Origin of the sequence: Burkholderia sp. BCC0322 (assembly GCF_902833045.1) — a bacterium.
Lineage (GTDB): Bacteria > Pseudomonadota > Gammaproteobacteria > Burkholderiales > Burkholderiaceae > Burkholderia.
Window position 1 is genome coordinate 262,933 of record NZ_CADFDU010000004.1, and the last position, 20,433, is coordinate 283,365.

Sequence of the window (20,433 nt, forward strand, 5' to 3'; positions counted from 1 at the left end):
CCCATCGCTCTGCCGATGCAGACCCGGCGGCGCGACCGACGTGACGCTCCGGCGGTGGCCGGCCTTCACCACGACGCATCGCCGCGCCTGCCGCCCAGCACCGGCGCCTAGCCGCCCCCATCTCATTACAACCCGACCGGGTTCACGCGACCGGACGCGCCACACGGCCCGCCCGCCGGACACGTGCGCCCGTCGATCCGCCCCCATCCGGAGGAGACACATGCAACACGCCGACACCGTCTATCTGAACGGCCTGCTTTACACAGGCGACGCGCAGCGCCGCTTCGCTCAGGCGCTGGCCACCAAGGACGGCAAGATCGTGGCCGTCGGCCGCGACGACGATATCCGCCAACTGGCCGGCCCCGCGACCCGCACCGTCGACCTGGCCGGCAGGCTGATGCTGCCGGGCCTCATCGACGGCCACGTGCACCCGCTCGAAGGCCACCAGATCCTCGGCGACTTCGACCTGTCCGGCATCAACGATCCCGACACGATCCTGCAGCGCATCCGCGCATGCGCCGATGCGACGCCGAACGAACCGTGGGTCTATCTCGGCGGCGCCAACCTGGCCGCATTCGGCGCGTATCCGACCCGCGAGCTGCTCGACCGGATCGTGCCCGACCGGCCGCTGCTCGTGGTCGGCTTCGACGTGCACAGCGGCTGCCTCAACACGAAGGGCCTCGAAGCGGCCGGCATCCACGCCGACACACCGGACCCGGCCGGCGGCGTGTACGAGCGCGATGCGTCCGGCGCGCCGAATGGCGTCGTGCACGAAGCGGCGTTCTACCGCGTGTGCCCGATCATTCCGCAACTGAGCCCGGCCGGCTACCCGAAGTCGCTCGCGAAAGCGCACGCGATGGCGCACGGTTACGGCATCACCGGCTGGTTCGACGCCCGCGTCGAGGAGGCCGAACTCAAGGCGTATGCCGACGCGCAGCGCGCGGGCACGCTGAAGGTGTACATGAGCGCCGGCCTCTATGCAAACCCGCGCCGCGATCCGCGCGAGCAGATCGAGCGCTTCGTCGGATGGCGTCGCGAGTACGAATGCGACAACCTGCGCCTGCATACGGTGAAGATCTTCGTCGATGGCGTGCCCGAATCGAAAACCGCCGCACTGCTCGAGCCGTACGCCGGCACCGACGACTGCGGCCTCGCGCTGTGGAGCCAGGACGCGCTGAACGAGATCTGTCTGCTCGCCGATACGGCCGGCTTCGACCTGCACTTCCACACGCTCGCCGACCGCGCGGTGCGCATGACGCTCGACGCGCTCGAATACGTCCAGATCCGCAACGGCATGCGCGACCGGCGCGCGCAGCTCGCGCACCTGCAGCTCGTCGACCCGGCCGACATGAGCCGCTTCAACCGGCTCGGCGCGATCGCCAGCGTCCAGACGCTCTGGACGGCCGCGCGCGAGGAGCAGCAGCAGCTCTATCGCGACCTGCTCGGCGCCGAGCGCACCGCGCGCAACTATCCGTTCCGCAGCCTGCGCAACGCGGGCGCAATGCTCGCGGCCGGCTCCGACTGGTCAGTCAGCACGATGGACCCGATGCAGATCATCCAGACGGGCGTCACGCACCTGCTGGTCGACCAGCCCGAGAGCCCGCCGTGGAATCCGCATGAACGCCTCGACCTGCTCACGATGCTCGAGGCCTATACGGTCAACACCGCGTATGCGCTGCGCTTCGACGACTGCACGGGTTCGCTCGAAGCGGGCAAGGACGCGAGCTTCGCGATCCTCGACCGCAATCCGTTCGCGCACCCGGTCGAGACGTTCGCGCAAACCCGCGCGATCGAGACGTGCTTCCGCGGCGAAGTCGTGTACGCCGCGCCGGGCTGGGCCGACTGAAGCACGAACCCGGCGGCCGTCAGGCGACGGCGAGCGCCAGCACCTGGTCGGTCGTCAGCACATCGCCGAACGTGTCCGACAACGCGGCCAGCGTCGCGCGATGGAGGTCGCGGTGCGACACCGTGCCGCCGGCCGCGATGTCGAGGTCACGCGTCGCGCATGCGTCGTCGACGACGATCACCGCGTAGCCGAGCGGCACCGCATCGCGTGCCGCGCCGGCGACGCATGCATGCGTCATCAGGCCCGTGACGATCAGCGTGTCGATCCCGGCAGCCTTCAGGCGCGCATCGATGTCCGTCGTCGGGAACACGCTCACCGACGTCTTTTTCACCACCGTGTGATGCGCCGCCGGCTGCAGGTCCGCGTGAAAACGGAAGCCGTCGCTGCCGTCGGCGAAGATCGGGCTGTCGGCCGTATCGACGTGCTGGACGTGAAACACCGGAATGCCTGCGCGGTCGGCGAACGCGATCACGCGCTGCGCATTGCCCAGCGCACGCGGCCCTTCCGGAATCGGCAGGCGGCCACCGAAGTATTCATTCTGGAAATCGATCACCAGCAGCGCGGTGCGGGCGGCGGCGATCGATGTCGGCGCGGTCGCGCCCGCCAGGGTACGGATGGTCGGATGTTGCATGGGTCGCCCTCTTGGTTGGCATTTCGAAGAAACGGCGCGCTGGGCCTGCCGGCGCCGCCGGACGCGGCCGGAATGCGCTCCGGCCGGTAGACGCCAGTGTCAGGCCGCGCGGCCCGGCGCGACAGCGGCCCGCGGGACAACGTCCGACAGGATCGGGCCAACGTGCAAACCGCCTACGACAGCACGGCAGTTCGAGCACCCGGCTGCGTGCGGCCGTACGCGACCATCATCGCGAAGCTGAGCAGGAAGCCCGCGCCGCCGATCAGCAGCAGGCCGATCTCGCCGAACACGGGCAGCAGGTTCGTGAGCGCGCCCGTGACGACCCACGCGACGGCCATGACCGACCCCGCGACGCCGAGCGCCCAGCCTTGCCGGTCCTCACTGACCGCGTCGGAGAACGCCGTATACATCGTCGTATATGCAACCATGTCGAAGCAGCCGACGACCATCGCGAGCGCCCACAGTACGGGCTCGTGCGGGAACAGCGCGGACAGCACCTGGCCGACGCCCGCGACGAGCAAGCCCGTCTTCGCGATGTCGACCACGCGCCACACGCGCAGCATCCGCCGCACGACGACCAGCAGGCCGAACACGAAGCAGAGGCCGATCACGCCGCTGAACAGCCCGAGCCGCGCGCTCGTGTAGCCGAATTTCGCCTGCAGCAGCAGCATGATGGTCTGCAGGTAGAGCCCGTAGCCGACCTGCATCAGGAAGAACACGACCGACAGGAACGCGACGTTGCGCTGACGCGCGGCCTCCCCGATGATCCGCAGCGGCAGCAGCGGATCGATGCGCGTGTCGCCGCGCGGTGCCGTCGAGTCGCGATACGACGCCCAGGTCCAGAACGCGCAGGCCAGCGACAGCGCGGCGACCAGCACGAACGGCGTGCCGTAGTCGAACAGCGGCGAAATCGTGCGGTCGGACGTGACGCCGCCGAGCACCGGGCCGACGATCACGCCCGCGCTGAACGCGAGCGACATGATGCTCATGTTGTATGCCTTGTTCTCCGACGTGCTCACGTCCGTGATCGCCGCCTGCGCGATGCCCTGGCAGCCGGCCATCAGCCCGGTGAGCCCGCGCCCGGCCAGCAGCAGCGCGACGCTCGCGTGCCATGCGCCGGCCGCCATCATCGCGTAGCCGGCCGCGAGGCCGAGCACGCACAGCAGCAGGATCCTGCGGCGGCCGTAGCGATCGGACAGGTCGCCCATCAGCGACGAGCCGAAGAACATGCACAACGGGTAGATCCCGTAGCCGAGGCCAAGGTAGAAATTGCGCGCATGCGCGCCGGCGTCGGCCGGCAGGATGCCCGCGTGCGGATCGCTGAAAATCGCGGACATCATAGGATAGACGAGCCCGAACCCCATCGCGTCGATCGCGATGGCGAGCAGGCAGGGGCCGAGCAGCGTGTAGTCGAGCCGGGACATGGGGACCTTCCGGACAGAGTGGATGATCGCCCCAGCGTAACGACCGGCCGGCGGCCGCGGTAGGCCGCCGGCCGCGATGCTAAGCATCGGCAGGACCGATACCCTGCGTACCGCGCGCGCCGATGGCTCGCCGGTGCGGGCGGCAGGCCACGGCCGCTACCTGGCGCTCACCGGCTCGCCCTGAAACTGCCGGCGCGCGAGCACGCACAGGGCACCGTCGTGCATGAACACGTTCGTGAGCAGCCCGAACGATGTCGCGAACAGCATGTACCACGCAGGTGCGACCGGCGACCCGCTCGCGTGCGTCAGCCACCTGACGATGAACGGCGCGAAGCCGCCGAACACCATCACCGCGACGTTGCAGGCGAGCGCGATGCGACTCGAGCGCGAACGCGGTGCACCCGGGCGGCATCGATATTCAGGCAGTCACACATCCAAAAACGACGATGCCGCCGGCGGCTCTCCCGCACGGCGGCATCGTCATTTGCGGCGCAACCCGCTGCGCGCCGCTCAGTACCCCTTCGGCTGGATCGCCGGTGCGCCACGCCCGCGCGCCGCCTGCCTGCCGCCACGCCCGCGCGCCGCCTGCCTGCCGCCGCGCACGAAGCGTCGCCCGTGCGGGCCGTACACGCCATCCGGTTCCGGATACAGCGTCAGCAGCACGAAATACAGCATGCCGCCCACCAGCAGCGACACCGGCACGCTCAGGTCGAGCCCGCCCGCGAGGTTGCCGAGCGGCCCGACGAACTGGCCCGGCAGGTTCACGAACGACAGCCCGACGAACGCGGCCGGCAGCCACGCGCCCATCGCGCGCACGTTCCAGCCGTGCGTGAACCAGTAGTGGCCGCCCCGCAGCCCGCGGTTGAACACCTGCAGGTCGTCGGCGAGATAGTAGCCGCGCCGCGTCACGTAGCCGATCACCATGATCGCCATCCACGGGCAGCTGAACGTATCGATCAGCGTCGAGAACGTCGCGACGCTTTCCACGAGGTTGAACCAGAAGCGGCCGACGAAGATGAACGCGATCGCGATCGTGCCGATCAGCAGCGTCGCACGCACGCGGTTCAGCAGGCGCGGGAACATGCTCGATACGTCGAGGCCGGTGCCGTACAGCGCGGTCGTGCCGGTCGACATCCCGCCGATGATCGCGATCAGGCACATCGGCAGCAGGAACCAGCGCGGCGAGATCGCGAGCAACCCGCCGACATAGTCGTTCGACGCAATGAACGCGGGCGCTTTCGTCGCGATGATCGTCGCGGTCGCGAGGCCGAAGAAGAACGGCACGAAAGTCGCGATCTGCGCGGCGAACACGGCGCCCATCACCCGATGCTTCGGTGTGCGCTGCGGGATGTAGCGCGCCCAGTCGCCGAGGGTCGACGCGAACGATACCGGGTTGCTCAGCGCCACCAGCACCGCGCCGACGAACGCGGCCCAGAAGCCTGCACTGCCCTGCTGCACCGTGCCCGCATAGTTCATGTCGAACAGGCCGGCGAACGCGAACAAGCCGGCGACGAACAGCACGCTCGCGGCCCACACGGCGATCTTGTTGACCCACAGCATGAAACGGAAGCCGTAGATGCAGACGATCAGCACGAGCACCGCGAACACCATGTACGCGGCACCGAGCGTGACGCCGTTGACCGGCACGCCGACCATGTCGTGCGCGCCGCCGACGAGCGCATCGCCCGAGCTCCACACCGCGAGCGAGAAGAATGCGATCGACGTGAGCAGCGCGAGGAACGAGCCGACGATCCGGCCGTGGATGCCGAAGTGCGCGCCGGACGACACGGGGTCGCTGGTACCGTTGCGCGGGCCGAACAGGCTCATCGGCGCGAGGATGCAGGTGCCGGCGAGCACGCCGAGCACGATCGCGCAGACACCGGCCTTGAACGACAGCCCGACCAGCACGGGGAAGCTGCCGAGCACCGATGTGGAAAATGTATTGCAGCCGCCGAACAGCAACCTGAACAGATCGATCGGTCGCGCATAGCGCGATGCATCGGGAATGCGCTCGAAACCGAACGACTCGACCTGCGTAATCCTGCCTTCACTCATTTGTCTCCCACTCCTCTGGTGCATCTGTACGGCCCAGGACTGCGGCGATACGACACATCGTCATCGATTCGTGGCCACTCTAAACCGGATCGCGCGGCGCAAATATCACGCATTCGAGACGTTTACGACGAAGGAGATCGATGTTTCCCGGCAGGCCGGCGGCCCGCGCCCGCGCCATCCGCGCGGCGCGGGCGATGCGACGTCAGCGCGTGCCCTCCGTCGCCGGCGCGCGGCATGCGATCAGGCCCCGCTGAACGGCCTGCCGCGCCTCGATGCCGGCGAGCCAGCGCTGGACGTGCGGGTAGTCGGCGAGATCGACATCGAGTTTGGCCGCCGCGCGCAGCCATGGAAACGCGGCGATGTCGGCAATCGAGTACCGCGACGACGCGAGATACGCCGATTCCGCCAATCGGCCGTTCACGACCCCATAGAGACGCCGCGTCTCATTCCGGTAACGCTCGATCGCTTGCGCATTGACCGTCTTCGATGCATGCAGGAACCACCAGAGCTGCCCGAGCATCGGCCCGATCCCGCCGATCTGGAAGTGCAGCCATTGCTGGACGGCCATGCGCTCGGCCAGCGTGTCGGGATGCAGGAAGCCCGTCTTCTCGGCGAGATAACCGAGGATCGCGCCGGATTCGAACACGGTCAGCCCTGCCTCGTGGTCGACGATGGCCGGGATCTTGCCGTTCGGGTTGATCGCGAGGAACGCCGGGCTGCGCTGCTCGCCGGCGGCCAGGTTCACGTGCACGCGGTCGTACGCGAGCCCGGCCTCTTCCAGGTAAATGGCGATCTTGTGTCCGTTCGGCGTGTCGGCCGTATGGAACGTGAGGGGATGCGTCGAGATCATGTCGGTCCTTGTCTTTCGGTTATCGTTGCAACTACAATCGTTGCAATTGCAATTCTATGCCGATACCGATGACCCCGGCGACATGCCGGTACTCGAAGGAGGGACATGCAGACTGCGCGATCCGGTCCGCCCATGCGGACACCCGACACCCGCCGCGCCGCGGCGGCCTGCCTGGACAAGCTGATACCGCAGCGGCTCGCGCCGCGCGGCCGGGCGGTGTCGCCGCTCGGCGCAATGCGCGCGGCCGCCGATTGTCTCGAACGCGATGCGGCGACATCGGAACGCGTATGGATCGTGCGTGCCGACACGCGGAAACCGTCCGCGGACGCAGGGGTGAATCGCCGCATCAGTGCATGGCCGCTGCGGTTTCTCGATGCGCGCAAGCGGTTCGAGAAGCCGCTGCTGTACCTGCTGCATGCGCGCGCGACCGACCGGCTGCGGCTGGCGTCGGTCGAGACCATCGATCGCGGAATCTTCGTCAACGATGCCGAAACCGTCGCGTCGTCCTGGCCGAAAGGCGTGACGCCCGACGTCCCGCACTGGCTGGCCGCGAACCCCGCGTGCACGCCGTACGATCCGGCTTCCGGGCATGAGGCGATCGCGATCCTGCGCCACGCGCTGCACACGCTCTACGTCGCCGGCCAGCCGGGATTCTGCTACCTCGCGAGCCACGACGACCTCGTGCCCGATGCGAAACCGCTGTCGGCCACGGCGGCCCGCGATGCGTTCAGCGGCATGGTGCGGGCCGGCCGGCGCGCTTCGGCCGGCGCGGCTGCGCGGATTCGGCTGTGCGGCGCGGGCAGCACGCTCGCGCAGGTGATGGAGGCGGCCGACCTGCTGCGCGACGAATGGCGCATCGATTCGACGATCTGGAGCTGCCCGAGCTATACGCGGCTCGCCCGCGACGGTCATGCGGCCGACCGGTGGAACCGGCTGCACCCGCACGACGAACCACGCATCGCGCATGTGCGCCAATGCGTCGGCGACAGCCGCACGCCGGTGCTCGCGGTGACGGGCTATGCCGGGCACGTCGCCGCGCAGATCGGCGCGTTCGTACCGGCCCGCTTTGCGGCACTCGGTGCGGATCCGGCCGGCCCGGGCACCGGCGCACGCGCACCGAGCGCGCCCTGGATCGCCGCGGTCGCGCTTCGCCTGCTGGCGGACGACGGCCGCGTGCCGGCCGACTGCGCCGTGCAGGCGATGCGCCGCTATGCGAGCGGCTGACGCGCGGGCCGGCCGCCGCTACTTCGCGTCGGCCGCCGCATCGCGCGCCGCGGCGGTCGCACGGTCGAGCGCGACGGCCATCGCCGCCTGCTCCTTGCCGGTGAACTGATCGAGAAAGAGTTCCGCGACCGTCGACTGGTACACCTTCCACATCTTCTTGCGCAGCGTTCGCCCCTTGTCGGTAATGCTCGCGTACGCGGCGCGGCCGTCGTCCGCCGAACGGGCGCGCGTGACGAGCCCCTCCTGTTCGAGCCGGTCGACGAGCCGCGTAAGGTTGTAGCGCTCGATCGCGAGCACATCGGCCAGTTCGTGCATGCGGCGCGTGCCGTCGGGCCCGCTTTCGAGCCCCCACAACGCGTCGTACCACGCATAGGCCGGCAGGCCGGCCGCCGCAAGGCGGCGCTCGATCTCGCGAATCATCGTCCGGTGCGCGCGGACGAACGAAAACCACAGATCGGGTTCGGTTGCGCTCATGTCAGGTCGTTCCTCTCGTTGAATTGCAGTTGCAATTAAATTTTACCTCGATAACAATTGCCCTCACACGATTGCAATTGCAACCATTAGCCCGCCGATCGGCGGGCGTTCCGTCGCGCGACGCGGCGCCACGACCGTCGCCCCGCGCAGCCTTATGCTTCTGGAGACATTGCATGACCGCACCTCTCGCGCTACCCGACATCGACCCGCAGGAAACCCGCGAATGGCTCGATGCGCTCGAATCCGTGATCGCGCTCGAGGGCCGCCCGCGCGCGCACTACCTGCTCGACCAGCTTTCCGACCTCGACGCGGCACGTCACGGCGACCTGCACGGCCGCGTGACGACCGCGTACGTGAACACGGTGCCGCGTGAACGGCAACCGGCCTATCCGGGCGATCTCGCGCTCGAACGGCGCCTGAACGCGATGATCCGCTGGAACGCGATGGTGATGGTGCTGCGCGCCGGCCGGCATTCGAACGTCGGCGGGCACATCGCGACCTACCAGTCGGCCGCAGTGCTGTACGACGTCGGCTTCGACCACTACTTCCGCGGCCGCACCGACACCTTCGACGGCGACATGGTCTACATTCAGGGCCATTCGGCGCCCGGCATCTACGGCCGCGCGTACCTGGAAGGCCGCATCACGGACGCGCAGCTCGACAACTTCCGCCGCGAGACCGGCCGCGAAGCGGGACGCGACGGGCTGTCGTCGTATCCGCATCCGCGGCTGATGCCCGATTTCTGGCAATTCCCCACCGTGTCGATGGGGCTCGGGCCGCTCACGGCCGCGTATCAGGCGCGCTTCATGCGCTACCTCGAATATCGCGGGCTGAAAGCGCATCAGGGCCGCAAGGTCTGGGCATTTCTCGGCGACGGTGAAATGGATCAGCCCGAATCGCTCGCCGCGATCTCGCTCGCCGGGCGCGAACGGCTCGACAACCTGATCTTCGTCGTCAACTGCAACCTGCAGCGCCTCGACGGCCCCGTGCGCGGCAACGGCAAGGTCATCCAGGAACTCGAAGGCACGTTCCGTGCGGCGGGCTGGAACGTCATCAAGGTGATCTGGGGCAGCGGCTGGGATCGGCTGCTCGAACGCGACACGACGGGCCTGCTGCGCCAGCGCATGATGGAATGCGTCGACGGCGACTACCAGACCTTCAAGTCGCAGAGCGGTGCGTACGTGCGCGAGCATTTCTTCGGCAAGTATCCCGAACTGCTCGAACTCGTCGCCGACCTGTCCGACGACGACATCTGGAAACTGGCGCGCGGCGGCCACGACCCGGAAAAGGTCCATGCGGCCTATGCGCAGGCGGTGCGCGCGGACGGACGGCCGACCGTCGTGCTCGCGAAGACGGTCAAGGGCTTCGGGATGGGCGAAGCCGGCGAAGGCCAGAACGTGAACCACCAGTTGAAGAAGATGAGCGCGGATGCCGTACGCGCGTTCCGCGACCGCTTCGCGCTGCCGGTCAGCGATGCGCAGCTCGACGAACTGCCCTACCTCAAGCCGGAGCCGGGCAGCGCCGAGGCACGCTACTTCGCGGAACGCCGCGCGGCGCTCGGCGGCCACGTGCCGGCCCGCTTCAGCCAGGTGGCGCCGCTGCCGGTGCCGCCGCTCGCCGCATTCGACGCGCAGCTCAAGGCCAGCGGCGAGCGCGGGCTGTCGACGACGATGGCGTTCGTGCGCATCCTCGGCACGCTGCTGAAGGATCCGGCGCTCGGCAAGCTCGTCGTGCCGATCGTACCGGACGAATCGCGCACGTTCGGGATGGAGGGCCTGTTCCGCCAGATCGGCATCCATTCGCATCTCGGCCAGCTCTATACACCGCAGGACGCAGGCCAGCTCAGCTACTACAAGGAGGCGAAGGACGGGCAGATCCTGCAGGAAGGCATCAACGAATCCGGCGCGATCGCGTCGTGGATCGCGGCCGGCACCGCGTACAGCAATCATGGGCTGCCGTCGATCCCGTTCTACATCTTTTATTCGATGTTCGGGCTGCAACGCGTCGGCGATCTCGCGTGGGCGGCCGGCGACGCGCGTACGCGCGGCTTCCTGCTCGGCGCGACGTCGGGCCGCACGACACTGATGGGCGAAGGGCTGCAGCACGACGACGGGCACAGCCACGTGCTGTCGTCGGTGATTCCGAACTGCGTGTCGTACGACCCGACCTATGCGTACGAACTCGCGGTGATCGTGCGCGACGGCCTGCGGCGGATGTTCGCGGAGCAGGAGGATGTCTACTACTACATCACGCTGCTCAACGAGAACTACCCGCATCCGGCCCTGCCGGACGGCGCGGAAGCCGGCATTCTCAAGGGGCTCTACCTGCTGCGCGAAGACGCCTCGCGCGCGGCAGATACGCCGCACGTGCAGTTGATGGGCAGCGGCGCGATCCTGCGCGAAGTGCTCGCCGCGAGCGACCTGCTCGCGCAGGACTTCGGCGTGTCGAGCGACGTGTGGAGCGCGACGAGCCTGAACGAGCTGCGCCGCGACGGGCTTGCCGCGGAACGCTGGAACCTGCTGCATCCCGAGCAGGCGCCGCGCGTGCCGTACGTGCAGCAATGCCTCGCCGGCCGCACGGGCCCGGTGGTGGTGGCGACGGACTACATGAAGATCGTCGGCGACCAGATCCGCGCGTTCGTCGACGGCCGACGCTTCGTGTCGCTCGGCACCGACGGCTTCGGCCGCTCGGATACGCGCGACGCGCTGCGCGCGTTCTTCGAGGTCGATCGGCACTTCATCGTGATCGCGGCGCTGAAGGCGCTCGCCGACGACGGCGCGATACCGCGTGCCAAGGCAGGCGAAGCAATCCGGCGCTACGGCATCGACATCGACAAGGTCGATCCGGCCAGCGTGTAGTCCGGCGGCGCGCGGCAGGCAGGATCGCCGCGGCCGGCCGCGCCGCCGCGCCCGCGCTAATGCCCCGACCGCGCGAGCGGGCCTTGCTCGCCCTGGCCCGTTCCCGACGGCCATCCGCCCGCAAGCGCCTTGTACAGCGCCACCGTCGACGCCGCGCTGCGCATCTGCCCGTCGGCCGCCGCATCCTGCGCCTGCAGCAGCGTGCGTTGCGCGTCGAGCACTTCGTAGTAGTCGATCGCGCCCGCCGAAAACCGCGCCTGCGCCAGTTGCGCGGCGCGCGCGCTATCGGCCGCGGCCCGCACGAGATGGTCCGTCTCGTCACGTGTGCGGGCGGCGCGCAGCAATGCGTTCTCGGTTTCCTCCAGCGCCCCGAGCACGGTCTGCCGGTACTGCGCGAGCTGGCCGGCCGCTTCGGCATCGCTCGCGGCGATCCGCGCACGCACGCGGCCGACATCGAGGAACGACCAGTCGATGCCGAGCGCGATCAGGTTCGTGTCGCTGCCGGCGCGGAAGAACCCGTAGCTGCTCGTCGCGCTGCCGAGCAGCCCCGACAGCGTGAAGCGCGGAAACAGGTCGGCCGTGGCGACGCCGATGCGCGCGGTCGCCGCGTGCAGCCGCGCCTCGGCGGCCGCGACGTCGGGCCGCCGCCGCAGCAAGTCGCCCGGCGTGCCGGGATCGATGTCGGCGGCCAGCGCCGGCAGCGGCACCGGCGTGCCCGTCGACGCGGCCGCCTTCGGGAGATCGAAGCGGCCGATCAGCGCGTCCGGCGTCTGTCCGGTCAGCACCGCGAGCCGGTGCTCGTCGACGCCGATCGCCGCCTCGTACACGGCGATCCGCGACGTCGTCGATTCGTACTGCGCGCGCGCCCGCGCCGCATCGAGTTCGGACCCTCGCCCCGCGCCGACGCGTGCATTGATCAGCGCGAGCGTCTGCTTCTGGTTGTCGGCGTTCTCGCGCGCAATCCGCAGCCGCTCCTGCGAGCCGCGCAGATCGACGTACGTGCTCGCCACCTCGCCGGCGATCGCGACGCGCACCGCGCGCACGTCCGCCGCGCTGGCGGCCGTTTCCGCACGCTGCGACTCGATCGAACGGCGCACGCGGCCGAACAGGTCGAGTTCCCACGCGGCATTGATCCCGACGCTGGACGTCGGCGTATCGCGCTGGCTGCGCGGCGCGCCGAACGCCTGGTCCTTGCTCATCAGCTGGTGGCCGATCTGCCCGCTCGCGGTGAGCGTCGGATAGCGATCGAACGCAGCCTGCGACAGCAGCGCATTCGACGCGTCGTAGCGCGACACGGCGACCTGCAGATCCTGGTTCGCCGCGAGCGCCGTGTCGATCAGTTGCGTCAGCATCGGATCGCCGAAACCGCGCCAGAACGCGGCATCGGCATCGGCCGACGCGTCGGGCGGCATCTCCGGCGTCGTGCCGGACGGCGCCGCATCGCGCGACGCCGCCGGATGCGCGTCGCGCGCGAACCGCGCGCCCGTGGCCGTGTCGGGCCGCCTGAAATCGGGGCCGACCGCGCACGCGGCGAGCGTCACCGTCAGCGCGAGCGCGGAAAGACGGAAAGCGGCGCTCATCGGTTTTCTCCTTCGAGGGTGCCGTGGTGTTCGCTCCACACGGCCGGCGTGCCGCCCGCGAGCTTGCGGATCGCCACGTAAAACACGGGCGTCAGGAACAGCCCGAACACAGTGACACCCAGCATCCCCGCGAACACGGTGATACCGGTGGCCGCCCGCACTTCGCTGCCCGCGCCGCCGCCGATCAGGAGCGGCACCGAGCCCGCAATGAACGCGACCGACGTCATCACGATCGGGCGCAGCCGCAGCTTGCACGCTTCGAGCGCGGCGTCGATCACGCCCTTGCCCTGGATTTCGAGCTCGCGTGCGAACTCGACGATCAGGATCGCGTTCTTGCACGCCAACCCCATCAGCACGACGAGGCCGACCTGCACGAACACGTTGTTGTCGCCGCCCGACAGCCACACGCCGAACAGCGCGGCGCAGATGCACACGGGCACGATCAGGATCACCGCGAGCGGCAGCGTCCAGCTCTCGTACAGCGACGCGAGCACGAGGAACACGAGCATCACCGCGAGCGGGAACACGACGATCGCCGCGTTGCTCTGCGTGACCTGCTGGTAGCTGAGGTCGGTCCATTCGAGCGTGATGCCCGGCGGCAGCACGTCCTTCGCGATCTGCTGCAACTTCTCGATCGCCTGCGACGACGACATCACCTTCGGATCGGCATCGCCGATCAGGTTCGCGGCCGGATAGCCGTTGTAGCGAACGACCGGGTCGGGCCCGTACGCGGGCGCCACCGTCACCATCGAGCCGATCGGCACCATCTCGCCCTTCGCGTTGCGCGTGCGCAGGTTCGCGATGTCGGCGGCCGTCTGCCGGTGGCCGGCATCGGCCTGCGCCATCACGCGGTACACGCGGCCGAACAGGTTGAAGTCGTTCACGTACATCGAGCCGAGATAGACCTGCAGCGTGCTGAACAGGTCGGTCAGCGCGACGCCCTGCGCCTTCGCCTTCAACCGGTCGACCTTCACCTCGAGCTGCGGGATGTTCGCCTGGTACGAGCTGACGGGGTAGCTCATCCCCGGCGTCTTCGCGACGGCGGCCTGGAACGCGGCGAGCGCATTCTGCAAGGCGCCGTAGCCGAGCCCGCCGCGATCCTCCAGGTACAACGAATAGCCCGAGCCGTTGCCGAGGCCCTGGATCGGCGGCGGCATCAGCGCATAGGTCATGCCGCCGCCGATCGCCGCGAAGCGCGCGTTCAGGTCCGCGTTGATCTCGGCGGCGCTGCGGTGACGCTGGTCGAACGGCTTCAGGATCACGTACGAATTCGTGATGTTCGGCGTGTTCACGCCCTGCAGCGCGTTCAGCCCGGCAAACGCCGGCACCATCTCGACACCGTCGGTGCCGAGCGCGATCTTCGTCATCTGCTCGGTCACCTCGCTGGTGCGCGCGAGCGATGCGCCTTCCGGCAGCTTCGCGCCCGCGAACAGGTACAGCTTGTCCTGCACGGGGATGAAGCCGCCCGGCACCGCGTTGAGCAGCAGCGTGGTCGCCGCGAGCAGCGCCGCATAGACCGCGAACACCACCCCGCGCCGCTTCAGCGTGCGCGACACGAAGCCGTGATAGCGAACGGAACTGCGGTCGAAAAAGCGGTTGAACGGATGGAACAGCCAGCCGAACGCACGATCGAGCCCGCGCGTGAGCGCATCTTTCGGCGCGCCGTGCGGACGCAGCAGCTTCGCGGCGAGCGCCGGCGACAGCGTCAGCGAGTTGATCGCGGAGATCACCGTCGAGATCGCGATCGTCACCGCGAACTGCCGGTAGAACTGGCCGGTGACGCCCGACATGAAGGCCATCGGCACGAACACCGCGCACAGCACGAGCGCGATCGCGACGATCGGCCCCGACACTTCGCGCATCGCCTGGTGCGCGGCGTCGCGCGGGCTCAGGCCCTGAGCGATGTTGCGCTCGACGTTCTCGACGACCACGATCGCATCGTCGACGACGATCCCGATCGCGAGCACGAGCCCGAACAGCGTCAGCGTGTTGATCGAATAGCCGAGCAGATAGAGCCACGCGAACGTACCGACCACCGAGACGGGCACCGCGACGAGCGGGATGATCGACGCGCGCCACGTCTGCAGGAACAGGATCACGACGAGCACGACCAGCACGACCGCCTCGATCAGCGTGTGCTGCACCGCGCGGATCGATTCGCGCACGAACACGGTCGGATCCCACACGGGACGATACGCGACGCCGGGCGGGAAGCGCTTCGACAGTTCGTCGAACTTCGCATACACGGCCTTCGCGACCTCGAGCGCGTTCGCCCCCGGCGACAGGAAGATGCCGACCACCGCCGATTGCTTGTCGTTGAAATAGGAGCGCAGCGTGTAGTCGCCCGCGCCGAGCTCGATGCGCGCGACGTCGGACAGCTTCACGACCTGGCCGTCGTCGCCGTTGCGCAGCACGATGTCGCCGAACTCCTGCACCGTGCGCAGCCGGCCGCGCACGTTGATCGACAGCAGGAAGTCGTTTTTCTTCGGCGACGGCTCCGCGCCGAGCTGGCCGGCCGACACCTGCACGTTCTGCTCGCGCACGGCGGCGATCACGTCGATCGCCGTCAGCCCGCGCGACGCGAGCCGGTTCGGGTCGAGCCACAGCCGCATCGCATAGTCGCCCGAGCCGTACACGCCGACGTCGCCGATGCCGGCGAGCCGCGACAGCTCGTCCTTCACGTGCAGCGTCAGGTAGTTGCGCAGGTACAGCGAATCGTGGCTGTTGTCCGGCGAATAGAGGCTCACGTACATCAGCGGCGTCGGCGACTGCTTCTGCGTGGTCACGCCGTACTGGCGCACCTCGTCGGGAAGGCGCGACAGCGCCTGGCTCACGCGGTTCTGCACGCGCACGGCGGCGGTGTCGGGATCGACGCCCTGCACGAACGTGACGACGACCTGCAGGCTGCCGTCGGAACCGGCGACCGACTTCATGTACATGATGCCTTCGACGCCGTTGATCGCCTCCTCCAGCGGTTCGGCGACCGATTCGGCGATTTCCTTCGGGTTCGCGCCCGGGTACGTCGCACGCACGACGACGCTCGGCGGCACGACTTCCGGGTATTCGCCGGCGGGCAGCATCGGGATCGAGATCAGGCCGATCGCGAAGATGACGATCGACAGCACGACCGCGAAGATCGGCCGGTCGATGAAGAATCGGGAGAAATCCATTGCCTGTCCCCCGTCACTGCGCGGCCGGCGCGCCGGCGTCGGCCACGGCCTGCGTGCCGTTGCCCGGCCCGTTGCCCTCGCCGGTGCCGGCACCGGCGGCAACGCGTGCAGGGAGCGCCTTCGGCTTCACCTGCGCGCCCGGATAGTAGATCCGCTGCATGCCGTCGACGACCACGCGATCGCCCGGCTGGATCCCCTTCTCGATGATCCGCTCGCCGTCCAGCCCGCGGCCGATCGTCACGTCACGGCGCAGCGCCTTGTCGCCGGGGCCGATCACGTACACGTACTTGCGGTCCTGGTCGGTGAGCACGGCCTTGTCGTCGACGAGCAGCGCCTGCTGGTCGCGGCCGCTGACGAGTTGCACGCGCGCATACAGGCCCGGCGTAAACGCATGGTCCGCATTCGGCAGCCGCACACGCGCGCGGATCGTGCCCGTTTGCGGGTCGAGCCGGTTGTCGAGAAAGTCGACGGTGCCCGCATGCGGGAAGCCCGTCTCGTTCGCGAGGCCCACGCGCACCGGATCGGCGCCGATCGCACGATGCCCCGGATCGGCACGCCGTGCGTTGTAGCGCAGGTAGCTCTGTTCGTCGCAGTCGAAATACACGTAGACGGGGTTCTGCGACACGACGGTCGTCAGCAGCGTGTCGTCCGCGCGCGCCAGGTTGCCGACCGTGGCGATCGCGCGGCCGACGCGGCCCGCGATCGGCGCGCGCACTTCGGTGAAACCGAGATTGAGCTTCGCATCGGCAACGGCCGCGTCGGCCGCCTGCAGGTCGGCACGCGCCTGCTCGGCCGTGGCGCGCGCGTTGTCGAGTTCTTCCTGCGACGTCGCATGCGCGTCGATCAGCGTCTGCACGCGCTTGAGCTGCACGTTCGCGAGGCTCGCTGCCGCGCGGGCCCGCTGCAGCTGTGCGTTCGCGCGATCGAGTGCGATCCGGTACGGGCGCGGATCGATCTCGAACAGCAGCGCGCCCTGCGCGACCAGGTCGCCTTCCTTGTAGGCGACGCGCTGCAGATAACCGCTCACGCGCGGCCGCAGTTCAACGGCATCGACGGCTTCGACGCGTCCGTTGAATTCGTCCGCGAGGCGGATCGTGCGAGGCGCGATGGTGGCGACACCGACTTCCGGAAGGGATTGTGCCAAGGATGCGCCTTTGCCGTCGTGACAGCCCGACAACGCCAGCGACAGTGCGCAGGCCGCGCCCAAAGGCGACGCCCTGCGTAGGGATAAGGAGAACATGATGCCTCGCGACGGGTTAAACTGCCGCGTAGCATAAAAGTTGAAGTTAACTTCAAGTCAAGCTTTTCCCGGAGAACGTCATGGGTACCCCTGAAGAACCGAAATGGCCGCTGATGTCGATCCGCGAAGTGGCCGCGCGCAGCGGCGTACCGGCGTCGACGCTGCGGTTCTACGAGACACGCGGGCTCATCAAGTCGCACCGCAACGGTTCGAGCCATCGCCACTATTCGCGCGCGGTGCTGCGATTGATCGCGTTCATCGTGTTCGCGCAGAAGATCGGCTATTCGCTCGACGAGATCGCCGAGCAGCTCGTCAGCCTCCCCGCGGACACCGCACCGAGCAACAAGGACTGGCAGCGGCTGTCGCGCGGCTGGAAGCAGCGCGTCGCAAGCCGGATCGAGGAGTTGCAGCGGCTCTACATCAACCTCGACGAATGCATCGGCTGCGGCTGCCTGTCGCTGAAGCGCTGCAAGCTGACGAACCCGGAAGACCGCGCGGGTCGCAACGGGCCCGGCGCGCGCCGCTGGCTCGGCGATGCGCCGCCCACGGACATCAAGTGACAGGCAGGCCGGACGTGGCGCGCGATGCCCCACCCGGCCGCCTGGATGGATGGTGTCAGCCGACGCGCCAGCCGTCGTTCACCGCGATCGTCGCGCCGGTGACGAACGACGCGCCCGGCCCGGCGAGCCGCACCCGATGCAGACGACGGCCGGGCGCGTCGCGGGCGGCACCGGCGCCGCGCTGATGCAGCGCCTGTCCGTGCCGATGCAGCCGCAAGGCATGACGTTACGTTCTGCGAACTGAAGAAGGCGGGCAACCCGCTCGCGTACGAGCTGACGATCGCGCACCGGACGCCAGCGCCGCTCGCCGATGCGCTGCGCGAGACCGCGCGAAGCGCGGTGCGCGAACGGGTGCGGGTACTGGCGGGGTGGCCGCTCGCCGCGCTCAGACGCCGACGACGTTGAACGCGACGTCGGCCACGGCCTTGCGGAACGCGTCCTGCCGCGTGGGCAGCGACGTGTACTCCAGCATCATGTGGCTGTACGACACCGTCGTGCCGATCGCGCTCGCAAGCATGAAGAACAGCACGGTCGGATCGACCGGGCGGATCACGCCGGCCTCGACGCCGTCCGACAGCAGCGGAAACAGCACGTCGTAGTACGGGCGCACGAGCCGCTCCTGCAGCCGGTCGAGCCGCCCGCCCACTTCGGTCGCCGCGGTCGAGAAGAACATGCCCATGTCGGGCTCGTCGAACTCGTGCTCGACGCACAGCTCGATCGCGCGCAGCACGCGGTCGCGATGCGACAGCGGCGACGTGCGCAACGCACGCAGTGCGTCGAACATCGGCTCGGCGAGCTCCGCGATCTGCTCGACAACCGCCAGCCACAACGTTTCCTTCGTACCGAAATGGTGCGCGATCAGTGCCGCGTCGACCCCCAGCTCGCGCGCGACTTCGCGCACGCTCGTCGCGTCGTAGCCGCGCTTCGCGAACGTGCGGCGCGCGGCCCGCAATATCACGTCCGGCCCCACGGACGCCCCGGCCAGCGGCCGCCCTCGCATGCGCCGCTTGGCCGGCGCGCGCTCAGTGACTTCAGTCACGTCTTCCTGCTCTCCTTGAACGATTCGAATACCCGTGTTCCAGCCCCGCTTTAGCGGCGCCGAAAACCGGGTGACCTGCCCCGCTCCGTTGACACGCGAAGCCGGGAAGCGCTAGGATCATACCTTATTCATCACGTGATGATTTATCCATGACAACCCCTACACGCATCGTCATCGTCGGCGGCGGGATCGCAGGGCTGCAGCTCGCGACCCGCCTGGGCGAGCGCCTCGGCCGGTCCGGGCGCGCCCAGGTCACCGTCGTCGACCGCAGCCCGACCCACATCTGGAAGCCGATGCTCCACACGATCGCGGCCGGCACGCGCGACGTGCAGCAGCAACAGGTGATCTTCCTCGCCCATGCTCGTGACCACGGCTATGCGTACCAGCCCGGCGAACTGACGGGGCTCGATCGCGCACGCCGCCGCGTGCAGCTCGGCGAGATCCGCTCGCAGGACGGCGAACTCGTGCTCGACGCACGCGAGCTCGAATACGACGTGCTGATCCTCGCGCTCGGCAGCCAGGCCAACGATTTCGGCGTGCCGGGCGTGCGCGAGCACTGCTATTTCATCGACAGCCAGCGGCAGGCCGAAACCTTCAACGAAGCGTTGCGGATGCGCGTATTTCGCAGCATCGCGCGCGACGAGCCGTTCCGCGTCGCGATCGTCGGCGCGGGCGCGACCGGCGTGGAACTCGCGGCGGAGCTGAGCCGCCTGCTGGAAGTGGCGCAGGCATATGGCGACGCGACGGTACGCGAGCGGCTGCAGCTCACGCTGCTCGAAAGCGGCCCGCGCATCCTCGCCGCGTTTCCGCCGCGGATTTCCGCGTCCGCGCAGCGGCGGCTCGAACAGATCGGTTTTCACGTGCTGACGTCGACCCGCGTCACGTCCGCCGACGCGAACGGCTTCCACTACGGCGACGGTGCATTTGCGGAAGCGGACCTGATGGTCTGGGCGGCCGGCGTGAAGGCGCCCGATTTCATGCAGGCGCTCGACGGCCTCGACACGAATCGCGCGAACCAGATCGTCGTCGCGCCGACGCTGCAGGCCACGGGCGACGAGCACGTGTTCGCGATCGGCGATTGCGCCAGCCTCCTGCCCGACGGCCAGGAACGGCCGCTGCCGCCCACCGCGCAAGTCGCGACCCAACAGGCCGAGCACCTCGCGAAGCACTTGCCCGCGTGGCTCGACGGCACGCCGATTCCGCCGTTCGCGTTCCACGATTTCGGCGCGCTCGTCTCGATCAGCGACTACGACGCGTTCGGCACGCTCGGGCAGTTCGGGTTCTTTCGCGGCGGCTTCATCCAGGGGCGTTTCGCGCAGTTCAGCCACCTGATGCTCTACCGGCGGCACCAGCAGGCGCTGCACGGCTTCTCCAAGGCGACCCTGCTGTGGATCGCCGAACGGATCAACGGCTGCGTGCAGCCGCGCATCCGCCTGTCGTGATGCCGCGTGGCGGTGTCGCGTAACGTTTTTCGAGGAAAAC

The 20,433-nt window shown here is 68.7% G+C and carries 14 protein-coding genes and 2 pseudogenes; 6 read left to right on the forward strand and 10 right to left on the reverse strand.

Going from position 1 to position 20,433, the window contains the following annotated elements; translation table 11 throughout:
• Positions 1-220: 220 nt before the first annotated feature.
• Positions 221-1,846 carry an amidohydrolase gene (locus HWX39_RS14415; RefSeq protein WP_175968705.1) on the forward strand — a complete coding sequence of 542 codons (1,626 nt, stop codon included), beginning with the start codon at positions 221-223 and terminating at the stop codon, positions 1,844-1,846.
• A 19-nt stretch (positions 1,847-1,865) separates the two neighbouring features.
• On the opposite strand, the gene HWX39_RS14420 is transcribed toward HWX39_RS14415, so the two are convergent.
• The 5 genes and pseudogenes from HWX39_RS14420 to HWX39_RS14440 form a co-directional block, all read right to left on the reverse strand.
• Positions 1,866-2,477, reverse strand: coding sequence for a cysteine hydrolase family protein (locus HWX39_RS14420; RefSeq protein WP_175968706.1), 612 nt, complete (start codon positions 2,475-2,477; stop codon positions 1,866-1,868).
• Between the two features lie 173 nt (positions 2,478-2,650).
• Positions 2,651-3,901: an MFS transporter gene (locus tag HWX39_RS14425; protein ID WP_175968707.1), complete on the reverse strand. Its 1,251-nt coding sequence runs from the start codon at positions 3,899-3,901 to the stop codon at positions 2,651-2,653.
• 156 nt (positions 3,902-4,057) lie between these two features.
• A pseudogene (locus HWX39_RS14430) lies at positions 4,058-4,294 on the reverse strand (MFS transporter); the annotation flags it as partial.
• A 117-nt stretch (positions 4,295-4,411) separates the two neighbouring features.
• Positions 4,412-5,956: a cytosine permease gene (locus tag HWX39_RS14435; protein WP_244135003.1), complete on the reverse strand. Its 1,545-nt coding sequence runs from the start codon at positions 5,954-5,956 to the stop codon at positions 4,412-4,414.
• Between the two features lie 202 nt (positions 5,957-6,158).
• Positions 6,159-6,806: a glutathione binding-like protein gene (locus HWX39_RS14440; protein WP_175968709.1), complete on the reverse strand. Its 648-nt coding sequence runs from the start codon at positions 6,804-6,806 to the stop codon at positions 6,159-6,161.
• Positions 6,807-6,938: 132 nt separating this feature from the next.
• Here HWX39_RS14440 and HWX39_RS14445 point away from each other — a divergent pair, with 132 nt between their 5' ends.
• Entirely contained in the window at positions 6,939-8,030 is a 1,092-nt protein-coding gene (locus tag HWX39_RS14445; RefSeq protein ID WP_244135004.1) for a pyruvate dehydrogenase, read from the forward strand.
• A gap of 18 nt (positions 8,031-8,048) precedes the next feature.
• On the opposite strand, the gene HWX39_RS14450 is transcribed toward HWX39_RS14445, so the two are convergent.
• Positions 8,049-8,504, reverse strand: coding sequence for a MarR family transcriptional regulator (locus tag HWX39_RS14450; RefSeq protein ID WP_175968711.1), 456 nt, complete (start codon positions 8,502-8,504; stop codon positions 8,049-8,051).
• Between the two features lie 173 nt (positions 8,505-8,677).
• Between HWX39_RS14450 and aceE the strand changes: the two genes are divergently transcribed.
• A complete protein-coding gene (gene aceE, locus HWX39_RS14455; protein WP_175968712.1) occupies positions 8,678-11,362 on the forward strand; it encodes a pyruvate dehydrogenase (acetyl-transferring), homodimeric type in 2,685 nt (894 codons plus the stop codon).
• Between the two features lie 56 nt (positions 11,363-11,418).
• Here aceE and HWX39_RS14460 read toward each other — a convergent pair whose 3' ends face one another.
• Genes HWX39_RS14460 through HWX39_RS14470 form a run of 3 tightly spaced genes read right to left on the reverse strand, consistent with a single transcriptional unit; the run spans position 11,419 to position 17,352 of the window.
• Positions 11,419-12,942 (reverse strand): efflux transporter outer membrane subunit, encoded by a 1,524-nt coding sequence (locus HWX39_RS14460; protein WP_175968713.1) that lies wholly within the window; start codon positions 12,940-12,942, stop codon positions 11,419-11,421.
• Complete coding sequence (locus HWX39_RS14465) at positions 12,939-16,112, reverse strand: multidrug efflux RND transporter permease subunit (protein WP_175968714.1); 3,174 nt, start codon at positions 16,110-16,112, stop codon at positions 12,939-12,941. Before HWX39_RS14465 ends, HWX39_RS14460 begins: the two co-directional genes overlap by 4 nt.
• Positions 16,113-16,125: 13 nt before the next feature.
• The gene (locus HWX39_RS14470; protein ID WP_175968715.1) at positions 16,126-17,352 is read right to left on the reverse strand and encodes an efflux RND transporter periplasmic adaptor subunit; all 1,227 of its coding nucleotides are present in this window, start codon (positions 17,350-17,352) and stop codon (positions 16,126-16,128) included.
• Between the two features lie 80 nt (positions 17,353-17,432).
• On the opposite strand from HWX39_RS14470, the gene soxR reads away from it, so the two are divergent.
• Positions 17,433-17,912: a redox-sensitive transcriptional activator SoxR gene (gene soxR / locus HWX39_RS14475; protein ID WP_175968716.1), complete on the forward strand. Its 480-nt coding sequence runs from the start codon at positions 17,433-17,435 to the stop codon at positions 17,910-17,912.
• A 124-nt stretch (positions 17,913-18,036) separates the two neighbouring features.
• Positions 18,037-18,317 (forward strand): annotated as a pseudogene (locus tag HWX39_RS36235) (hypothetical protein); the annotation flags it as partial.
• On the opposite strand, the gene HWX39_RS14485 reads toward HWX39_RS36235, so the two are convergent.
• Entirely contained in the window at positions 18,298-18,951 is a 654-nt protein-coding gene (locus HWX39_RS14485) for a TetR/AcrR family transcriptional regulator (protein WP_175968717.1), read from the reverse strand. The pseudogene HWX39_RS36235 and the gene HWX39_RS14485 sit on opposite strands and share 20 nt — an antisense overlap.
• A gap of 149 nt (positions 18,952-19,100) precedes the next feature.
• Here HWX39_RS14485 and HWX39_RS14490 point away from each other — a divergent pair, with 149 nt between their 5' ends.
• On the forward strand, positions 19,101-20,393 hold the full coding sequence (locus HWX39_RS14490) for an NAD(P)/FAD-dependent oxidoreductase (protein WP_175968718.1): 1,293 nt from the start codon (positions 19,101-19,103) through the stop codon (positions 20,391-20,393).
• The last annotated feature ends 40 nt before the right edge of the window (positions 20,394-20,433 follow it).